This window comes from Streptomyces sp. NPDC006235 (assembly GCF_040613735.1).
Classification (GTDB): domain Bacteria; phylum Actinomycetota; class Actinomycetes; order Streptomycetales; family Streptomycetaceae; genus Streptomyces.
The window spans coordinates 1-18,769 of sequence record NZ_JBEXSR010000031.1 but is presented as its reverse complement, the minus strand read 5'-3'; the positions used below and the strand labels follow the sequence as shown (position 1 = coordinate 18,769).

The following is an 18,769-nucleotide window of genomic DNA, read 5'->3' as shown; positions in this document are numbered from 1 at the left end:
GCGTGGGCGGCGGTTACGGAATTGCCGACGTCCATGGCCCCACACGGAATGCCCCGCCGAAGTCACTGTGCGTCGGCGGGGCATCCGCGCAGGTGTCAGGTGCCGGCGCGCCGGGCCATGCGCTGTTCGGGCGATGACAGGTCCCATGCTCCGACCGTGTATGCGACGGAGTCGACGCCCGTGGCGCCCATCTGCACGCGCCAAGGTCCGTCGCCGACGGGGTAGAAGCGCAGGGTGAGGCTCCGGCCGGAAGCGGTGAAGACCTCGGCGACCGAGTGGTCCAGCAGGATCCGCAGGGTCGCTGTCGGTCTCTCGGACGGCAGCCGCCAGCTGCCGCGCTTGGCGCGGGAGTCGAGGGAGGCGTGATCGCGGTCGACGACCACTTCGCCGGTGACCTGGTCGTGCACGATGTCGAGGTACTCGGTCCCGTCCGGTGAGGTGAGCAGCCGCAGGCGTCCCCCGCGCTCCAGGGTCACCATCAGGTCGGTGGCCCGGGCCACCTCGCCGAGGTCCACCGGCTGTTCGGCGCTCGCCTTGCCCGCGGCGGCGATACGGCGTTCACCGCGCATGGCGAGCAGTTCGCGGGCGGGCTGCTGGATCAGCTCGCCGTCCGGGTCTGGCGACACCTCACGGGGCAGGGACAGCATTCCCGCCCACCCTGCCTCGTCGGTCCACTCGCTCGGGGCACCGACGTACTCCTCGTCCCGGGCCTCCCAGATCCAGGCCCACATCAGCCAGCGGCCGTCGGGTGTGTGCAGCAGGGCGGGTGCGTAGAAGTCGGGGCCGTAGTCGAGGAGTTGGGGTGACGCGGCGTGGAACTCGCCGTCCTGTTCGCGGCCCGGCCAGTAGATCGCGCAGCTCGCCCCGTCCTGCGGGTCCCAGGCGCTTGCGAGGACCGCGCCGGTGCCGTCGGGGAAGGCGGCGTACTGAGCACACTCCCAGCCCTCCTCGGTGTTGCGGCCACCCGGGAGGGGATGGGGCGGTCGGGCCAGGAAGACGCCCTCGTACGACCACTCGTCCAGGTCCTCGGAGGCGTACTGCAGGGCCGCGCCGCGTCCGTCGGCCAGGGCCGCACCGACCAGCATCCGCCAGCGGTCGCCGTCCCGCCACACGTACGGGTCGCGGAACATGGTGGTGCCCTCGGGCGCGTCCGGGATCAGCAGACGGCCGCGCTTGGTGAAGGTCGTACCGCCGTCGTATGAGACAGCCGAGGTGACCGGCTGATGCCAACGCCCGTTGTGGCGGGCGGAGTAGAAGGCGGTGAGGCGGCCGTCGTGGGAGACCGCGTTGCCGGACCAGACTCCGTCCTTGTCGTCGCCGCCCGGTGTGGGGGCGAGGGCCACCGGAAGGAGCTCCCAGTCGATGAGGTCCGGGCTGCGGTAGTGGCCCCAGTGCATGTCGGCGTGGCGGGCGCTGTGCGGGTTGTACTGGAAGTAGACGTGGTAGTGGCCGTCGTGGAAGACCAGGCCGTTGGGGTCGTTGATCCAGTGGGCCGGCGGGCGGAGGTGGGCCGCCGGGAAGTGCGTGTCGAGCGCCACCACCGCCCGGGTCTCGGTCTCAGTCATTGCCGCGCTCGTCGTAACGGCGGCGGACGGCCGCGGCCTGCTTGATGTTGGCCTCGGACTCCTGGAGCGAACGCTCGCCGCGCTGCCGGGTGCGCTCGGCGAGGTTGTTCATGTGGCGTTCGAAGCGGGCCTGGTACCGCTCGCGCATGACGGCGATCTCCTCGGCGACCGCGCCGGTGCGCGCGGCAGGGACCGGCATCGGCTGGCTGGCCGGGCGCACGGGCAGGCGCTGCTCCAGCGGCAGGATCGTGGCCTTCGGGGACGGCAGGGTCTGGTACCAGTACGCCGTCGAGGCCCAGTCGTCGGCAAGGTGGTTGCCGTGGCCGTGCTCGATGGAGACCTTGATGCGCTCCTCGAAGCGGACCGGGTCGGCCACGTGGAAGCGATAGTTGACGGAATAGCCGGGGACGTCGGCCTCGTGGAGGATCGCGCCGTGGTAGAGGTAGGCGTTCTTCTGCATCCCCCAGGCGTGGTTGAAGTAGTCCTCGGTGCCGGTGCCGTGCAGGGAGGGCGGCCAGCTGGTGGAGCCGTCGGGCAGGAAGTCGTCGTCGATCCAGATCATGTCGTTGCCCTCGCCCCACCAGCTGCCCTGCCGGTGGTGGACGGAGAGGTTGCAGCCGACGTAGTGGCCGCGGCCCTCGGTGTCGAGGATGACGTAGTTGTCCTCGCCGGTGACGTCGACGATGTTGACCTCGGGGCTGTTGGTCTGGATGTCGGGTGCCCAGCCGTTGCAGGGGTTGTTGCGGTTCCAGCGGGCGTGGAAGTAGAGGGTGTCCTCGGGGAGTTCCTCGGGGAACAGCTCGTAGTCGATGTAGAAGTACTGCTGGATTGGCAGGTCGTTCTCGTTGACCAGCTCGATGCGGGCGCGCTTGTTGAAGGGCATCGGCGCCCAGCAGTTCAGGGCCGCGCTGCCACCGAAGATCAACGACTCCTCGGGCTTGGCGGAGACGGTGAACAGGGCCGACTGGTAGCTGTTGGGCATGCAGTGGCCGATGCCGAAGAAGTCGCCGAGCGGGACCAAGACGGCGGGCTCCTCCTCGTCGTCCCAGGTGATGCGGATGAGGACCTTGCGGTAGTAGTCCGGGTCCGGCTCCTCCCAGTTGACGCCGAGCGCGTTGTGGATCTCCATCACGGGGGCCACGGTGTCGGCTTCCAGTGGGTCGATCAGGCCGGGGCCGAGAGTGCGACGGCAGAACTGGGTCATCCAGATGTGGGTGATCTGGCCCGGGCCTTCGAGGTCGGCCAGGACGCGGCTGGAGTGGGCGGGGGTCGTCCAGTAGTCCTGGTTGCGGCCGCGCTGGTCCCAGCTGGAGACACGGGCGGTGCGGGCCCGCATGGGGCGGGTGAGGTGTTCGAGGGCGTGCGAGGGCATGGGAAACTGACCCCTTCAGTGATGGTTCGCTGAACTCGGGCGGCGGGAGACTGGACCTCTCCTGCCGCCCCCTTGCTGTTGTGGATGTGGCTCAGGCCGGGCAGCCGCAGGACTCCCGGTAGGTGATCTCCGGCTTCAGGCGGACGGTGCGCGGGCGGGACGTGAGGCTGCCGTCGATACGGCTGAGCAGCAGCTCCATGGCCGTGGCCCCGATCTCGTGGGCCGGCTGCGCGACCGCGGTGATGCCGGGGCGGAACAGATCGGTGTGCGGGAAGCCGTCGAAGGTGGCGAAGGCGAAGTCCTCGGGCGTGGTCAGGCCCAGCCCTTTCGCCGCCGCCAGCACGCCCACCGCTGTCTCGGTGCCGGCGGCGACCACCGCCGACGGCCGCTGCTGACGCAGGACACTCGTCATGCGCTCGCGGGTGTCGTCCGCCCGTCCGCTGCCGGTGACGATCAGGGTTTCGTCGACGTCGATCCCCGCGTCGTAGAGCGCCTCGAGGTAGCCGCGCCGCCGCTCGGAGATGGTGGACACGGCGGTGTCGCCCGCGGCCAGGGCGATCCGCCGGTGGCCGTGGTATTCCACCATGTGCAGCACCAGCTCCCGCATGGGTGCGGTGTTCTCGACGCCCACCTGGTCGGCCTTGGCTCCGTTGAGGCGGTCGATCAGGACGACCGGAGTGCCCTGGTCGATGACCGCGGTGATGGCCTCCAGATGGGACCGGGCAACGGGCGCGATGAGCAGGCCGTCGACCCGCCGCTCGGCGAGGACCTCCAGCGCCCGGGCCTCCAGCTCCGCGTCCTCGCCGGAGTTGGCCAGCAGCACCGTCAGGCCGGCGCCCATGGCCTCCCGCTCGACACCGCGGGCCATCGCCGCGAACGCCGGCTCGGACACGTCCGTAAGGATCAGCCCGATGGAGTCGGTTCGTGAGCGGCGCAGCGCGCGGGCCAGGCTGTCGCGCCGGTAGCCCGTGGCCCGGATCGCGTCTTCGATCCGGGTGCGGGTCTCGTCGCGGACCGGCCGTGTGCCGTTGATGACGTGGGACACGGTGGACGTGGAGACGCCGGCCATCCGTGCAACGTCGGAGATCGTGGCCACTGCTGCTTCGCCGCCTCCTCGTGTCGTCGGACCGATCCGTGATCCAGTCCGTACCTGCATAACGCCAGACGGTCCACCGGTCCATGCGGTTGGCCGGTTCACCGTCCACTCGTTTCCCGTGATCACTAGGTCATCGAAACGATTGCGCAGACCATCGCACGCCATGGCGCGGACCGTCAATGGCTGTGGCCAGCACGAAGTGGCCCACTCCTGGAAACTTCTCTGTCACGCGGTATTGACACGCCGGGGCTCGCGAGGCACCTTTCATCGAAACGTTTGCGTCAACGACCGCAGAGCCGCCCCGATGCCGAACATTCGAGCACACCGGACATCCATGCCGGAACAGACGGCCTGCACCAATACCGAACCCCTCGGAGCCCTGCCACCCCCACGCCGGTTCCGCCTCCCCACCCAGTTCCCGGAAGGCATCAGCACCATGGCGACCTCCCCTCAGCCCGCGACCCCGACGTCGAGACGGCCGTCCGGCATCTCGCGCCGACTCCTGCTCACCGCCACCGCGAGCGCCCTGTTCGTCACCGCCACGGCCTGCGGGTCCGCAGTGAACACGGCGGACGGATCGTCGTCGGACGGCCTGATCACGCTGTCCATGCACAACCCGGACAGCAAGACCCAGGACCCGGCGACCTGGCAGATGGTGCAGGAGTTCAACAAGAAGCACCCCGATATGAAGATCAAGCTGGAGGGCCAGCCGGTCGACCAGCACGAGCAGCGCATGACCATCGCCGCCCAGAGCGGCACGCTGCCGGAGATCTTCTGGGTCTACGACTCGCTCGCGAAGACCATGGTCAAGAGCGACGACCTGCTGGACCTGACCCCGATCCTCGCCGAGAACGGCCTCAAGTCGAAGTTCGCCCCGAGCATGCTCGCCGGTTTCCAGCAGGACGGCGTCCAGTACGGCCTGCCGTACCAGGCGCTGGTCACGGGCTTCTACTACAACAAGGCCATCCTGGACGAGCACAAGATCGCCGTCCCCGAGACCTTCGAGGACCTGCTCGCCGCGGTGAAGAAGCTGAAGGCGGCTGGCGTGGTGCCGATCGCGCAGGGTGCGAACAACTCGTCGTTCAGCGTGTGGGCGTTCCTGACCATGCTCGACCGCTTCGGCTACGAGGCGAAGTACCAGGACATCCTGTCCGGCAAGGCGAGCTACGACAACGCCGACTTCCTGCGCCTGTACAAGCACGTGGAGGAGTTGGCGAAGGCCGGCGCCTTCCCCTCGAACATGAACACCCAGACCTACGCCCAGGCCGTCGCCTCCTACACGGACGGCAAGGCCGCCTTCCTGGACGCGGGCGTCTGGGAGGCGGCGAAGATCCAGAAGAGCACCGTGGGCAAGGACACCGGCTTCTGGGCGGGGCCCACCTTCTCCGACGGTGTCGGCGAGCAGAAGCTCGTGATGAACGTGCCCTCGGCGCCGTTCGTCGTCAGCGCCAAGGTCAAGGACGACAAGAAGAAGTACGCCGCGGTGAAGGCGTTCATCCAGTTCTACTACAGCGACGCGGGCCAGAAGATCCTCGTCGACAACGCCCAGCCGCCGGTGACGACGTACGAGCCGGACGTCGACGCCGCGAAGAACTCGGTCTTCGCCGCCGTCCTGGCCGAAGCCTCGAAGCCCGGCTGGAAGAGCCCGAAGGCCCAGCCCGACCTGGTCGTCTCCGCGGCCACCGCGAGCGCCATGTACGACAGCTTCTACGGCGTGATGGGCGGCAGCCTCAGCCCCGAAGAGGCCGTGAAGAACGTCCAGAAGACCATCAAGTAGTCACGCTGCCGGCGCCCGCGTGCCGCTCGGGGCGGCGCGCGGGCCCGGACGACGGGAACAGCATGAACTGGCTCACCACGCGCCGGCACTTCACCCTCATGGTCGCGCCGGCCCTGATCATCTACAGCCTGTACATGATCTATCCGATCCTGTACTCGCTCTACTACAGCTTCACCAACTTCGACGGCGTCTCCGCGAACGGCTTCGCCGGATTCGACAACTACCAGCAGATGGGCCAGGACGACGCGTTCTGGACCTCGATGCGCAATACCGGGATCATTCTCGGCATCGCCCTGTTCCTGCTGATCCCCCTGGGCTTCCTGCTCGCGATCCTGCTCAGCGGCCGGGTGAAGGGCAGCGGCGCGATGCGGGCGCTCGTCTTCGCCCCCGCGATCATCGCGCCGATCCTCGTCGGGCTGATCTGGATCTTCATCCTGGACCCGAAGATCGGCCTGGTGAACGCCTTCCTGCTGGCGATCGGGGTGCCCGCGCACCCGCAGTGGATCGGCGGTCCCACCCTCAGCCCGTACTCGATCGGCTTCGTCTACCTGTGGCAGCAGATCGGCTTCGTCCTGACCATCTTCTACGCGGGCCTGCGCATGCTGCCCCGTGACGTGATGGAGGCCAGCAGCCTGGACGGCGCCAGCCGCTGGCAGCAGCTGCGGCACATCCAGATTCCGATGATGCGCGAGACGTTCGGCATCGTCACCGCGCTCGTCGTCACCGGCGTGTTCAAGGTCTTCGAGCTCGTCTACGCCCTCACCGGCGGCGGTCCCGTCCACCTCTCCGAGGTCATGGTCAGCTACATGTACCACATCACCTTCACCACGCAGCAGTACGGCTACGGCATGGCCCTGGCGGTGGTGGTGTTCGTGGTGGGCTCGCTCGCCTCCGCGGCCACGTTCTTCGGCAACCGCCGTAAGGGAGAAGTCCGTTGAGCATCGATACCGAGGTCAAGATGCCACTCGCGTCCCCGGCGGCTTCCGGCGAGACTCCGAGCAGGCCGCGACGCCGCAGCCGCGGCAGGATCGTGGTCTCGGCGGTCGCCTACCTGATCACCTTCGTGATCCTTTTCCCGCTGCTGTGGATCATGCTGTTGTCCTTCCAGAGCAGTGACACCATCCTCAACGACCCGTTCTCGCTGAGCAATCTCACCCTGGACAACTACCAGCAGGCGCTGGAGACCCTGAATCTGCTGGTGATGTACAAGAACACCCTGATCCTTGCCGTCGTCTCGGTCACGGTCGGGCTGGTCATCTCCTACATGGCCGCATTCGCGCTCACCCGAATGGTCTTCCGCAGCGGCCGGCGCCGCACGCAGAACACCCTGCGCTTCTACTTCCTTGCCGGGCTCGCCATCCCCGTCTACATCCTGCTGTTCCCGGTGTACCGGCTGGACATCGCCTTCGGCCTGTTCGGCACCTACTTCGCGCTGATCCTGCCGTACATCGCGGTGACGATCCCCTTCAACATCCTGCTGCTGACCGGCTTCCTGCGGGACTTCCCCGAAGAGATCGAACAGGCCGCGGTGATGGACGGGGTCGGGCTGTGGCGCATGGCCTGGAAGGTCGTCTTCCCGCTGATGCGGCCGGTCATCGCCACCCTCGCCATCCTCAACGTCATCTACGTCTGGAACGAGTTCCCCTTCGCGGTCACCCTCATCAACGACCCGAACATGACCACCGTCTCCCTCGGCGTCTCCCAGTTCCAGGGCGTCTACAGCGTCAACTACGGCGCCATGATGGCGTCCGCCACCCTCGTCCTGCTGCCGCAGCTGGCGATCTACGCGGCCTTCCAGAAGCAGGTCATCGCGGGCATGACCGCGGGCGCCGTCCGCTGACCCCCACGCACACCCACCTCCCCAGTTCGCGAGGAGCCGTCATGCACCCTGACCAACCACCCGCCCCGTCCCGCCGCACCCTGCTCAAAGGCGCCGCCGTCTCGGCGCTGACCACCGTGGCGTTCCTGGCCGCCACACCGCCGCAGCCGGCCGCCGCAGCCGTCCCGGAACGCCCCGAGCCCGACGCGCGCGCCCCCAAGGCACATCCGCCGTACGCCAAGATCGTCGGCCTCCTCTGAGCAGAACCTCGGCCTGGCAGAACCCATCAACTGGAAGGACACCCGTGGCCCGCACCGTCTACGACGTCACCACCTTCGAGGGCAGCGTCTCCCCGCAAACCGACATCGGCAAGGTGATCAACGAGATCATCGCGGACATCAAGTCCAAGCAGACCACCCAGAACACCAGACCCGGCGCCGTCATCTACATCCCGCCGGGCCACTACGACCTGCTCACCCGCGTCGTCATCGACATCAGCTTCCTGACGATCAAGGGCTCCGGACACGGCTTCCTGTCCCGGGCCATCCACGACGACACCTCCGACACCAGCAACTGGTTCGAGGTGCAACCCGGCTCCAGCCACATCCGGGTCAAGCACACCGACGGCAACAACGAGGCGTTCCTCGTCCAGCGTTCCGGCGCGCCCGCCGAGGTCGGCCGGCTCAACGGCATCGTCTTCCAGGACTTCTGCATCGACGGCGTGGCCTCCACCAAGCCCTACGTCGAGGGCAACCACAAGATCGGCATCTCGGTCCAGTCGGACAACGACTCGTTCCGCTTCGAGGGAATGGGCTTCGTCTACCTCACCCAGGCCATGGTCGTCCGGGGCGCGGACGCCTGCAGCTTCACCAACAACTTCGTCGCCGAGTGCGGCACTTCCATCTCACTCACCGGCGCCTCGCAGGTCGCGAAGATCACCAACAACTACCTGATCAGCGCCTGGGCGGGCTACTCCGTCTTCGCGGAGAACGCCGAGGGCATCCTCATCTCCGGCAACACCATCCTGTGGGCCTGCAACATCACCCTCATCAACTCCAACCGCTGCAACATCTCCGCCAACAAGCTGCTCAGCAACTTCCCCAGCATGATCGCCCTGACCAACGGCAGCTCGGAAAACCACATCTCCGGCAACCACTTCCGCCGCGTCTCCGGCGACGGCACCAGCACCCGCTTCGACGACCTCTACGGACTCGTCCACGTCAACGGCAGCGACAACTCCGTCACCGCCAACCAGTTCTCCTTCTCCGTCCCGGCCGGCAACATCAGCCCGTCCGGAGCCGATCCGACGATCATCCTTGTCGCTGGCGGCGACCGTAACTACCTGGCCACCAACAAGATCAAGGCCAACCTCGGCGTCAAGGTCGTCCTTGACGCCTCCTCCACCAAGACGAAGATCCTCTACAGCGCCGAGGAATCCCAGCTGCAGGCGTACACCGACAACTACTCCCTCGTAGCCACCCCGTAAGTGGGCCGCCAGCGCGGGCACCGGACTGCACAAGCAGAATCCCGGTGCCCGCGCACACGCACGTGTGATCCCTCACCACCGTCCCAGCCACTCGCCCACCGCTTGCTCGCAGGTCGGCGAGGTGCTTGTCCCGGGAGTGTCCAAGAGACGGCGGATCTGATGATCAAGGAGACGCGTCTGATGACGCAGTCCTTCCCGCAGTGGTTCAACACGCTGCACTTGACAGACATCCCATGAGCTGGCGTGTCAAGCGGCGAGCGCGTGAGCTCGGTTGGACCAAGCTGTCGCCTCGTCGTACGGTGTGCCGGTTTTGAGGCAGCCGTGCAGGATACCGACGAGCCGGTTGGCGAGTTGGCGCAGGGCGGCGTTGAATTCGATGCCGCGACTTCGTTGCCGTTCGTAGTAGGCCCTGGCGCCGGCGGAGACTCGCAGCGCGGAGAAGGCCTGGGCGATCAGGGAGTCGATGAGCCGGTCGTTGCGAACAAAGCGGGCGGTCACGACTTTCTTCTTGCCGGAGGCACGGGTGATGGGGCTGGTGCCGGCGTAGTTCTTGCGGGCCTTGGCGCTGGCGTAGCGGTGCGGGTCGTCGCCGAACTCTGCGAGGACCCGGGCGCTGAGCAGCGGGCCCAGTCCGGGCTGGGAGCGGATGATCTCAGCGTTCGGGTGCTGGCCGAAGTAGTCCTCGACCTGCCCGTGCAGGAAGTTGACCTGCTCGTTCAAGGTGACCAGCAGCGCGACGAGCGCACGGACCGAGTCGGCGTAGGCCGCGGTCACAGTGGCGGGCTGGCCCAGGTGCTTGGCGCGCAGTACGGCCTGGATCCTGGTGGCCTTGTCGGCGATGTTGCGCCGGCGGGCGCGCTTGAGGGCCGCACTGATCTGCGTGTTCGTCAGCTTTGCTGCCGCCGCCGGATCAGGTGCCTTGGCCAGCAGCTCCAGGACGTCGGGCGCGTCCAGGTCCTCGAACGCCTCCAGGGCGGCGGGGAAGTAGTCGAGCAGGGCGTGCCGCAGCCGCTGCGTGGTGCGGGTCCGCTCCCAGATCAGGGTCTTGTGGATGCGCGTCACCACCTTGATCGCTTCGGCGTCGGCGGTGTCCCCGGAGATCGGGCGGAGCTGGTGGGAGTCGGTGCGCACCATGTCGGCGAGCATGTGCGCGTCGGCCGCGTCGCTCTTGGCCCCTGACACCGCCAAGCGTTCCCGGTACCGGGAGGCCTGCAGCGGGTTGACCGCATACACCGTGTAGCCCGCAGCGATGAGCGCCTGCACCCACCGGCCCCGATCGGTCTCGATCCCGATCACCACCTCGTCCTTGCTGTCCTCACCGAGCTTGGCACCGATCATCGAGTGCAACCGTTCGATTCCCGCCACGCCTTCCGGCAGCCGAGCTTTGGATAACCGGCGGCCGGCGGTGTCCATCAGCTCGACGTCGTGGTGGTCTTGGGCCCAGTCGTCCCCAACGAACAGCAACTCGTCCTCCGTCATCGACCTCGATCGGCAGTAGCCCGCACCAGAACCATCAGCGACCTAATAAGGCTGTGCTCACGCCGCAACCGGGCGGGCACGACATCCCATCAGCGATTTCGCTCCTGGCCGACCGGCAGGGGCACGATCTGTCAACAGGACTCGATGTCCAGGGAACATAGAGTGCTCACCTGCCGGCGGCTACCGGGCACCGAGTCTGCCGGATGGAGCCTCGGTAGGTCTTATTAGGGAACGTACCTTCTCCGACGACACCACCCACGCAATCCACGAATCCCAGACCCTGCGCATCGAGCGCGTCCACGAAGCCGACCCGCGTGAGGCCGCCTGGACCGTGGCCGCGTACAAGACGCCCGTCTCCGACCGGATGTGGCACCTCACCGCGACCGGTACTACTCCTGCCCCGTGCTCCAGACCCTGCTGCACCACCTCGCTGAAGGCGACGGGTGGGACACCGCCATCGGTAGCCCCGTCAACAAGAAGACCGTCAGCGCCGCCACGAAGCCCCTCACCGACGCTGGCTGGAAGCACACCGTCGACGGACGCTGGATCCGGTGGACAACTCCGTCCGGGGACGCTGGTATCCAGTTCGACGCCTTCGCCGCCCAGCAACCGAACAGCACGCTCGTCACCTGGACCCTCTGGGCCGGCCCCAGCATCGACCGCCCAACCTGGGCCGTCACGGCTTCCCCCTATACCCCCAGCTTGCTGCTGGCCGATCTCGCCGAGACCCTCGCCCACGGCACCGGACCTCGGACGCACACCCCCGTGAAGGTGAGGCACACCGCGCACCTCATCACCACTCCCACAGCAGCGCTCCCGAGTGCAGCCACGGCACAGGCCAGCCGATCCCACTGACAGCGTTTGTGCTCGGCGTGTCCATCGCTGCGCGTGCCACGGCCAGGAAGACGAATCGCTATCTTTCTTGGATTTTTTGGACTATAGCTGTTTCGGAACAGTTGCATGGAACTGTTCCATGCTGTTCTCTGGAGCGGTATGGGGCGAGAAGAGTCGTTCAAACCTGAAGTTCTTCGGCAGTTGCGGGAACTAGGGGGCGTGAGTCGTCGCGCGCTCGCTGACGCGGTCGGCGTCACTCAGCGGACCGTCGCCTACTGGGAGGGCGGTCAGCGCAAACCGGAAGCCCGCCAGCTGCACGCTCTGATGAGCTTCTTCAAGGTCGATGTTCATTACCTCACGAACCGGCCCAGGGGGAGTGCGACTCTCCGCGATCTTCGACGGGAAGCCGGGTTCAGCAGTGCTGACCACGCGGCGCAGGCCGTATCCGGCAGGAAAGTCATGCGCGGCATCCGCTTCGACAGCACCAAGCTGCTCCGCCTTGAACGCGGCCTGCCCGTACGTGGCGTAGTTTGCTCCACCCCCGAGCACGCCGGCCGCCTGGTCAAGGCCCTCGCCCTGGTGTACAAGGTCCCCGAGCACGTGGTCGTTGATGCATGGCGCAGAACCCGGCCTGCAGAGCCCGCCCCGGTACTGCCGAGGCCGGGTCCCCGCGCGGGGCGCTCCGCCCTCATGGAAACCTGGAACGGTCTCAATGACCGCCAGCGGATTTACCTGGAAGCCTGCTTCCTCCAAGACGTGGAAGAAGAGCGGGCAGAGCGTGAGCGCTACACGCACACCGGCCAGCGTCGCCCCGCCGCCGTGTGGCGGAAGATGACACTCGCCCTCTACGCCCCGCCGGAGATCACTGGCTACAGCCGTCTTCAGGAACGCCTCCGCGACCGCGGCGTCCATGATCCCGGCACTGGCCCCTCCATCGCCGCACTGAACCGGCGCGGCCTGATCGCTGTTCACCACGACACCGTCACGATTCCCGGAGCCGGGCTGATCAAGCGGACCCAGGTGGGGATGACCAAGCGGGGCAGGGCGGTTGCCCGCGCCGGCCTCGGCGTCTCCGGTAGCCAGTGTGCTCCCGCCCCGATGATGTCGGTGTGGCTGTGGCGGACACTGGTGCGTGTTGCCTTTGCCAGTCAGCGCGGCGGCGATTACGACTTGGTCGGCCGTGCACGTCTCCATTTGACGGTAAAGACCGGTCCTGGCCAGGAGGCGCCCTCTCGGGGCTATCTCGAGCACCGGCTCCCCGACGGCGCCACCTGGGGGCGGCACGCCTGGTTTCCCTCAGCCTCCGGCTGGAGACATATCGCCGACTACCTCGCCCAGTATCGCGAGTTGTATCCGACGGTTCCCACCGACGGCCTCGAAGACCTCATCCCGCCGCCGTACCGGACCCCGACTGTCAGTGGTGGCCCGTAGTCTGCCCGGCATGCCCGAGCACGATGAAGTACACCCGGAAGAATGGCAGTACGACGAGACAGTCCTGCGGGCCGCCAGCGCGTTTGCGCTGTGCGAGGAGGCCCGCTACAACGACGGTCTCTCTTCCGGGCAGCGCGTCGAGAAGCTGATGGAGGCCCAGGGAGTGATCATGGCCACCGTCGGTCCCCGGTTCCGCGTCACCTTCCGGGATCTCCTCAACCGTCTTTCCGGTGACCAGGCCGGGAGCCTCGTCGGTATCTTCCCCGACGAGGCACTCGCCGGCCCCCTGCGCAACCTCCGCTTCCTGGACAGTGTGGGCGTGTCCACTCAGGAGGGCTGCGACCTGCTATGGGAAGCCGCGGAGATCTTCAAGATCGTCGACAAGAAGCAGCGGCGCGGGGAGAGGTTTACTCACTTCGAGCTGGAGAGTGAGTTCGGCCAGGAGCAGGTATTCAAAGCCATTAAGGGCGGCCTCTACGAGCGGCACCGCCGGAATATCATCGAATACCCTGTCTGCGACAAGGAACAGCTGGAGGAACTCGGATTCCCTCCTGCCGTGGCTCAGGTCTTCTATCAGGATATCCCGTCTTACTGCCTCTACAAGCGGCAGTGGTGGTTCGGATGTCCTGCCTGTGCCTATCCCATGCAGGTGATTCCGCACGACGACGGCAGGACCTACGCCGTCAGGTGCCTCTACCCGTGGCACCAGGACACCGGAGCCCGCTTCACCTTCACTGCCACCCGCGACCAGGTCCCGGTCCTCCATGCCGAGGACCGCATCTACATCCCCAGCAAGGCCGAGATGCCGCTGTATACGGGAGCATCGCGTGAAACCCCAAGGGCTCGGCCTGCTGAGGGATACCGTGCGCTGGTGCGACGTGTCTGGCGCAGCACCTGCATCCCCGGACTCCCGGAACTCAGGCTTGCCGACGTCCTCAAGGAAGCCGCTGCAGGGACCCGGTTGACGGTCCGGGTCTGGCCCGACAACGACCGCGTCGACATCGAGGTCAAAGACGGTGACACGGTCGTCTTCTCCATCGACGTCAAGGACTACACCTGGCCGGGAACCCTGGCCAAGAAGCTCATCGAGGACCGCGGGGACAAGGGCGGAGCCACCTGGCTCGTAGTGCCCGACCACCGCCGCCAGCAGGTCGGCTACCTCACATCCGTCATTCAGCGAGAACGCATTGGGATGACGGCCATGGCCGCGTCCGACTTCCTGGCCCTGTTCACCGACCGCCTGAAGGAGTACAGGTGAGCAGTGGACGCTCCCCCGAGCAGGACGCCCTCCTCGCCGCGTTCGCCCTGGCAAGCCACCTCTTCCCGGCAACCAGCGACGACGGCACGCCCATCGCGTCCTTTCGGCACGTGGCCCTGCTCGCTGAACGCAAACCCTGGTCGTTGAAACAATGGGACCATCTCACCACCGACGAATACCGCGTCTTCGCCCGCGTCATCAAGAAGCTGCCCTCTTCCTACACGTCGGCCGACGCTGTCCGCGTCGCGTTCCGGGCCGTGCTGGGCGACGACAGCGAACATTCCGTGGACCTGACCGACGGACTGTTTGCACTGCCCTCCGACGGCGCGACCGGGCATGTGCTCTGCTACCTGCCCGAGCCGCCGCTGGACTACGCCGGCAGCATCATTCGCGGCTACTACACCATGGGCAAACGCCCGCGCGCGCTGGAATTTGCCGGTCCCGGCCACTACACGACCCGCGTCGCCTACCTCGGCAAGGACCTTGGCCGGGCCGCGGTCGGCCTCACCTTCCCCTCAGCCCCGGACTTCGACGAGGCTCCCGGTCACGACGCCCTTCCCCACATCGTCACCGTTCCTGAGACACCCGAGCTCTCGTTCAGCAAGAAAGAGATCCTGGAGGTCGCCGAACTCCTCAGCCGTCCCGAACGCAAGGCCGGGACCAAGTACATCCGCCGGACCGTGAAGAAGTTCCTGAAGAAGCTCCGTTGCCCCAGCGGCAAGGTCAAGGCCCTCGAGCTGATGAACGGCAGCTTCCAGATCCTCAACGCGCCCACCGGCAGCGGGAAGACAGTCCTGGTGCGGGTGCTGGCCGCGCTGATGGCCAAGCGGGACCTGCGTCTGGGGATTGTCGTCCCGGACGTCAAGGCCACCTTGAAAATGAAGCGGGACATCAGCAGCGATCTTGACTGGCTGTACCAGTTGGAGGAGCTCCCTGAGCCCAAGACCTGCGCCGCGCTGATGTCCCCGGCCAAGCGCCACGAACGTGCCTTGGAGTACGGGGCACTCATGAAGGACACGCCCATCGAGCAGTGGGACGGTAAGAACCTTGAAGATCTTGCCGAGGTGGGCTATGCGTGCGCCCAGAAGGCGTACATGACGGTCCAGGACCCGTTCCCGGCCGGCGAGGAGAACTGCCTGACGCTGAGCAAGCCCGGAGAGAGTGGCACCTACGCCTGTCCGTTCATCCCGGTGTGCGACAAGTTCCGGCCCCTCTACGAGGCGACCCGTGCCAGCGTCATCATCACCAACCACATGAACTTCGTGGAAGGAACCCTGCGAACCGGAGTCGTCTTCGACGGCGACTCCTTCCAGAACAAGCCCCGAGGGACCCGTGGAGCGTCCGTGTTCGAAGCAATGGCACGCATGTGTCATTTGCTCGTCGTGGACGAGGTGGACGCCCTCCAACTGAGTGCCATCAAGGGATGCGCCAAGGAAGCGGTCCTCGCATCCCTGATGAAGAAGTCCCTGCTGGACATCGTCGATGACGACAGGCGCAATCTCCCCCCGCACCTGCGCGAACTGCTCACGAACCCCCTCAGCCACGCCCGCTTGACCGCCGAGAACCTGCTTCTGTGGCTGGCGAACAAACAGTTGATCCTCAACCCGCCCGCGCTCAGCAAAGCCCGGGACGACAAGGACGACGCCTACCGCGACAACAAGGGATGGCGGACCGCGACGTCCCGGGACCGGGAGATCATCAACTACCTGTTCCCCGACGACCACGACGTCGACGAGCCGATCCCCGATGAGCTGTTTACCCTGCTCAACCAGCTCATGCCCGGCAAAGACTCTGACGAAGACGAGCCCGTCGAGCTGCTGCTGATGCCGGAGGGAGCCGACTGGGAGCGTCTTACCGACCAGCTCTACGACCTTGTCTCTCCACGCGGCCGGCACAACCTGCTTCCCGTAAAGCAGGCCATGCACGAGTCCATTGAGGGGACGGTCACCGAGGACACCGTACGTGCCCGTCTCGTCAACCTCATCACCGTGCGCGCCACCCTGCTGGAACTGGGACAGGCTCTTTCTCTCCTGCGTGAACAGGCGCAGAAGGTCCAGGACCATGACAGCGCCGCAGCCCGGGACATCCTCGCCATGACCTACCGGAGCACGGTCTCCAAGCTGTACCCGACCGGCATGCTGGGCCGCGACATCCACGGATACCAGGTGACTGGAATCGGTGACGACAGCAAGCCGACAGCCGAACTCCGCGAGAGCGCCACCATCGGTGACCCTCACACGTTCATCAGCGAACTCGGCCGTCTGACCTCGCTGATGGAGGCCGGGGTACGACGTCCCGTCCTTGGCCTGTCGGCCACGGCGTTCTTCCCCCACGCCTCCGGAGAGCACGTCCACGCGCCCGTGGCCTGGTGGATGCCCGACGTCAAGGAGTCCATCAGGGCCAACAGACTGCCCGTCACCAACAGCGTCGTGCCAGGCGGAGAGGGAATCCAGATCGCCGGCCTCTACGACGAGCACAAGCTCTCGGCGCTGCGGGAGATGGGCCAGGCGATCTACGAACAACAGCTTCGGGGGCGTCTCGACTGGCTTGCCCGCCACGACCCAGACCGAGCCCGCTGCATCCTCCAGGTCAACGGCTACAAGCAAGGGCTCTACCTCGCCATCGGCATGGCGCAAGCGGAAGGGATGACACACCGCGTATGCGTGCTGCTGCGCCGTGAAGATCTCGCGGAGTACAGAAACATCCTCCCCAAGGGCGTCCGCGCGATCGTCGCCGAGGAACTGGAGGACTTCCACGAGTTCGGCGACATCCTCATTGCCCCCATGGCCCGGATCGCCCGCGGCCTGAACATCGTGGTCGAGACCCGCTCGGCCATCAGCGACGTCTACCTGTGCGTCCGGCCAGTCCTCAGCATCGAGGACCCAGCATGGATGCATGGCAGCGTCAACGCGCGCGGCCAACGTGCCGCGCGCTCCTTCAGCGGGGACGACCCGTGCGAGGCGATCGAGCACGCCCGCACCGCATCCCGCGAGCACCTGGTGAAAATCCTGCGCTCCCCCACGCGGTTCTCCAGCATGCATCAGGACCTTCAGATGGAGTTGATCAGCTCGATGCTCGTGGAGCTGATCCAACTCGCCGGACGGGCACGACGCGGCGACACCGACATGGATCTATTCGTAGTCGATCAGGCCGCGTTGGGCACCAAATATACGACGGGACTCGCAGAGGTCATCCGGCTCATCTACGATGCTTGGTCACCGGAGGAACGCGAGATGATGAACCGTTTGTACGGTCGAGCCATCATCGAATTCCTGCGCTACGCCGAGGTCTCGCACTCTTTCTCCTGACCCCGGCCGGTCTAATCGAAGAGAGGTTCCGGCAGCCGCATGGCCAAGCTCACCACCATCTACACCTCTTCTCTCCTCCTGAACGACGCTGTGCTGGCGGGCCAGTACGCGTACGTGTGGTCCTTCCACGACTGGAGCGACTTCGGCGGAGAAGGACGAAAAGACAAGCCGGAGATTCTCGTCGAGTGGCACAAGTATGGTGCGTGGGCTGGGGAGAGCCGGAAGAACAAGAATCTCCCTGAGGGTGTGGACGTGGCGATGCTGTGGCCGCTCAGTATCGCCACCACCGCCCTGCAAGCCCTCGGCGAGGGCTACGTCCACCTCGACAAGCACTTCCGCTACATGATCTCCCTCAAGGAGATCGACCCGGTCAAGCTCGCCAAACTGTTCACCTACCTCGAAGCCGCGGTCAAGGGCACGTCGCTCGACAGCGCCCCCGACACCGGGAAGTCCACGCTGCCGGACCTCGTCCGTGCCACCACGCCGGCGAAGCTCTCCCTGGCCGATGTCATCCTCAACCGCGGCAGCCTGGCCCCCAACCCGCCTGACTGGGCCTACCAGGCCGTGCGCTGGTGCATGGCCGACAAGTTCGCCGGGACTCACTTCACCGAGTACGCCATGAAGCCGGTGACGCCGAAGAGCAAGGAGTCCGAACAGGCAGAGGACGAGAGGGAACGAGAGGAGACGGCCAAGTCCCGGCAAGCGGGATGGGCAAAGGACACCGAAACCGCCGCCGCTCTCGCCTACCGGCCACTCAGCGACGGCAGCGTCATCGCCTGGGACCACCCCTTCGGACCCGCCTTCGCGCACATCGGGCACCCTCCAAGCGCCGAAGCGACACAACAGATCGCTGACAACTGGTCCGAACTCCCCGATGACTGGAGCGCCCGGGACTACGCGCTCTCCCGCGTTGACACCAAGATGGCCACCTTCACCGGCTATGCCAACCCCGTCATCCACTTCCACGGCAGCAACCGGCGCATCAGCAATGCCGTCATCTACGCCAAGACGGCCATGGTCGACTGCGGCGGCGACAAGCCAGTCCTCTCCCTCAAGCTGGACGGCCCCGGAGGCTTGAAGTCCGCCAACCGATACGGACTGGAGATCGCCGCCCGTCTGGACGTCGACCACACGGGCCTGCTCGCTGTCCAGACCCGGGCCAATACGGAGATCGACAAACGCGGCAGCGGCAAATCACTCACCATGGAGGCGCCCGGCAAGGTCCGGCCCCTGCACGCCACCATGCCTAAGAGGTCCTAACAAAGGCGTTGGACGTGGCGGTGGGTGATGAGGCAGGTGGCGAGGCCGAGGAAGGCTTCGTGGATGTCGTCGCGTCTCTCCCAG

At 66.4% G+C, this 18,769-nt stretch carries 14 protein-coding genes; 10 read left to right on the top strand and 4 right to left on the bottom strand.

Annotated elements, in window-relative coordinates; all coding sequences use genetic code 11:
• Positions 1-95: 95 nt before the first annotated feature.
• The 3 genes from ABZ192_RS29355 to ABZ192_RS29345 all read right to left on the bottom strand — a co-directional run bounded on the left by ABZ192_RS29355 (position 96) and on the right by ABZ192_RS29345 (position 4,033).
• Positions 96-1,565, bottom strand: coding sequence for a glycoside hydrolase family 32 protein (locus tag ABZ192_RS29355; RefSeq protein ID WP_356927497.1), 1,470 nt, complete (start codon positions 1,563-1,565; stop codon positions 96-98).
• Positions 1,558-2,937: a glycoside hydrolase family 172 protein gene (locus tag ABZ192_RS29350; RefSeq protein ID WP_356927496.1), complete on the bottom strand. Its 1,380-nt coding sequence runs from the start codon at positions 2,935-2,937 to the stop codon at positions 1,558-1,560. Before ABZ192_RS29350 ends, ABZ192_RS29355 begins: the two co-directional genes overlap by 8 nt.
• A 91-nt stretch (positions 2,938-3,028) precedes the next feature.
• Positions 3,029-4,033, bottom strand: coding sequence for a LacI family DNA-binding transcriptional regulator (locus tag ABZ192_RS29345; RefSeq protein ID WP_356927495.1), 1,005 nt, complete (start codon positions 4,031-4,033; stop codon positions 3,029-3,031).
• Positions 4,034-4,469: 436 nt separating this feature from the next.
• Here ABZ192_RS29345 and ABZ192_RS29340 point away from each other — a divergent pair, with 436 nt between their 5' ends.
• The 5 genes from ABZ192_RS29340 to ABZ192_RS29320 all read left to right on the top strand — a co-directional run bounded on the left by ABZ192_RS29340 (position 4,470) and on the right by ABZ192_RS29320 (position 9,115).
• Complete coding sequence (locus ABZ192_RS29340; RefSeq protein WP_356927494.1) at positions 4,470-5,810, top strand: extracellular solute-binding protein; 1,341 nt, start codon at positions 4,470-4,472, stop codon at positions 5,808-5,810.
• Between the two features lie 62 nt (positions 5,811-5,872).
• Complete coding sequence (locus tag ABZ192_RS29335) at positions 5,873-6,748, top strand: sugar ABC transporter permease (protein ID WP_356927493.1); 876 nt, start codon at positions 5,873-5,875, stop codon at positions 6,746-6,748.
• Positions 6,745-7,650: a carbohydrate ABC transporter permease gene (locus ABZ192_RS29330; protein ID WP_356927492.1), complete on the top strand. Its 906-nt coding sequence runs from the start codon at positions 6,745-6,747 to the stop codon at positions 7,648-7,650. The genes ABZ192_RS29335 and ABZ192_RS29330 overlap by 4 nt, the downstream gene beginning before the upstream one ends.
• Positions 7,651-7,691: 41 nt before the next feature.
• On the top strand, positions 7,692-7,889 hold the full coding sequence (locus ABZ192_RS29325; RefSeq protein WP_356927491.1) for a hypothetical protein: 198 nt from the start codon (positions 7,692-7,694) through the stop codon (positions 7,887-7,889).
• Positions 7,890-7,933: 44 nt separating this feature from the next.
• The gene (locus tag ABZ192_RS29320) at positions 7,934-9,115 is read left to right on the top strand and encodes a NosD domain-containing protein (RefSeq protein ID WP_356927490.1); all 1,182 of its coding nucleotides are present in this window, start codon (positions 7,934-7,936) and stop codon (positions 9,113-9,115) included.
• 246 nt (positions 9,116-9,361) lie between these two features.
• On the opposite strand, the gene ABZ192_RS29315 is transcribed toward ABZ192_RS29320, so the two are convergent.
• Positions 9,362-10,579 (bottom strand): IS110 family transposase, encoded by a 1,218-nt coding sequence (locus ABZ192_RS29315; RefSeq protein WP_356927577.1) that lies wholly within the window; start codon positions 10,577-10,579, stop codon positions 9,362-9,364.
• A gap of 417 nt (positions 10,580-10,996) precedes the next feature.
• Here ABZ192_RS29315 and ABZ192_RS29310 point away from each other — a divergent pair, with 417 nt between their 5' ends.
• The 5 genes from ABZ192_RS29310 (at position 10,997) to ABZ192_RS29290 (ending at position 18,685) form a co-directional block, all read left to right on the top strand.
• Positions 10,997-11,449, top strand: a complete 453-nt coding sequence (locus ABZ192_RS29310) for a DUF317 domain-containing protein (RefSeq protein ID WP_356927489.1) — start codon at positions 10,997-10,999, stop codon at positions 11,447-11,449.
• A 105-nt stretch (positions 11,450-11,554) separates the two neighbouring features.
• Positions 11,555-12,859 (top strand): helix-turn-helix transcriptional regulator, encoded by a 1,305-nt coding sequence (locus ABZ192_RS29305; RefSeq protein WP_356927488.1) that lies wholly within the window; start codon positions 11,555-11,557, stop codon positions 12,857-12,859.
• A 10-nt stretch (positions 12,860-12,869) separates the two neighbouring features.
• Entirely contained in the window at positions 12,870-14,117 is a 1,248-nt protein-coding gene (locus tag ABZ192_RS29300; protein ID WP_356927487.1) for a hypothetical protein, read from the top strand.
• Positions 14,114-17,425, top strand: coding sequence for a hypothetical protein (locus ABZ192_RS29295; RefSeq protein ID WP_356927486.1), 3,312 nt, complete (start codon positions 14,114-14,116; stop codon positions 17,423-17,425). The genes ABZ192_RS29300 and ABZ192_RS29295 overlap by 4 nt, the downstream gene beginning before the upstream one ends.
• A 39-nt stretch (positions 17,426-17,464) precedes the next feature.
• Positions 17,465-18,685, top strand: coding sequence for a hypothetical protein (locus ABZ192_RS29290; protein ID WP_356927485.1), 1,221 nt, complete (start codon positions 17,465-17,467; stop codon positions 18,683-18,685).
• Positions 18,686-18,769: the final 84 nt, after the last annotated feature.

Bases quoted from the DNA above. Each gene is read 5' to 3' on its own strand.
- ABZ192_RS29355 (WP_356927497.1), bottom strand. From the start codon at position 1,565: ATGACTGAGACCGAGACCCGGGCGGTGGTGGCGCTCGACACGCACTTC.
- ABZ192_RS29350 (WP_356927496.1), bottom strand. From the start codon at position 2,937: ATGCCCTCGCACGCCCTCGAACACCTCACCCGCCCCATGCGGGCCCGC.
- ABZ192_RS29340 (WP_356927494.1), top strand. From the start codon at position 4,470: ATGGCGACCTCCCCTCAGCCCGCGACCCCGACGTCGAGACGGCCGTCC.
- ABZ192_RS29335 (WP_356927493.1), top strand. From the start codon at position 5,873: ATGAACTGGCTCACCACGCGCCGGCACTTCACCCTCATGGTCGCGCCG.
- ABZ192_RS29325 (WP_356927491.1), top strand. From the start codon at position 7,692: ATGCACCCTGACCAACCACCCGCCCCGTCCCGCCGCACCCTGCTCAAA.
- ABZ192_RS29305 (WP_356927488.1), top strand. From the start codon at position 11,555: ATGGAACTGTTCCATGCTGTTCTCTGGAGCGGTATGGGGCGAGAAGAG.
- ABZ192_RS29300 (WP_356927487.1), top strand. From the start codon at position 12,870: ATGCCCGAGCACGATGAAGTACACCCGGAAGAATGGCAGTACGACGAG.
- ABZ192_RS29290 (WP_356927485.1), top strand. From the start codon at position 17,465: ATGGCCAAGCTCACCACCATCTACACCTCTTCTCTCCTCCTGAACGAC.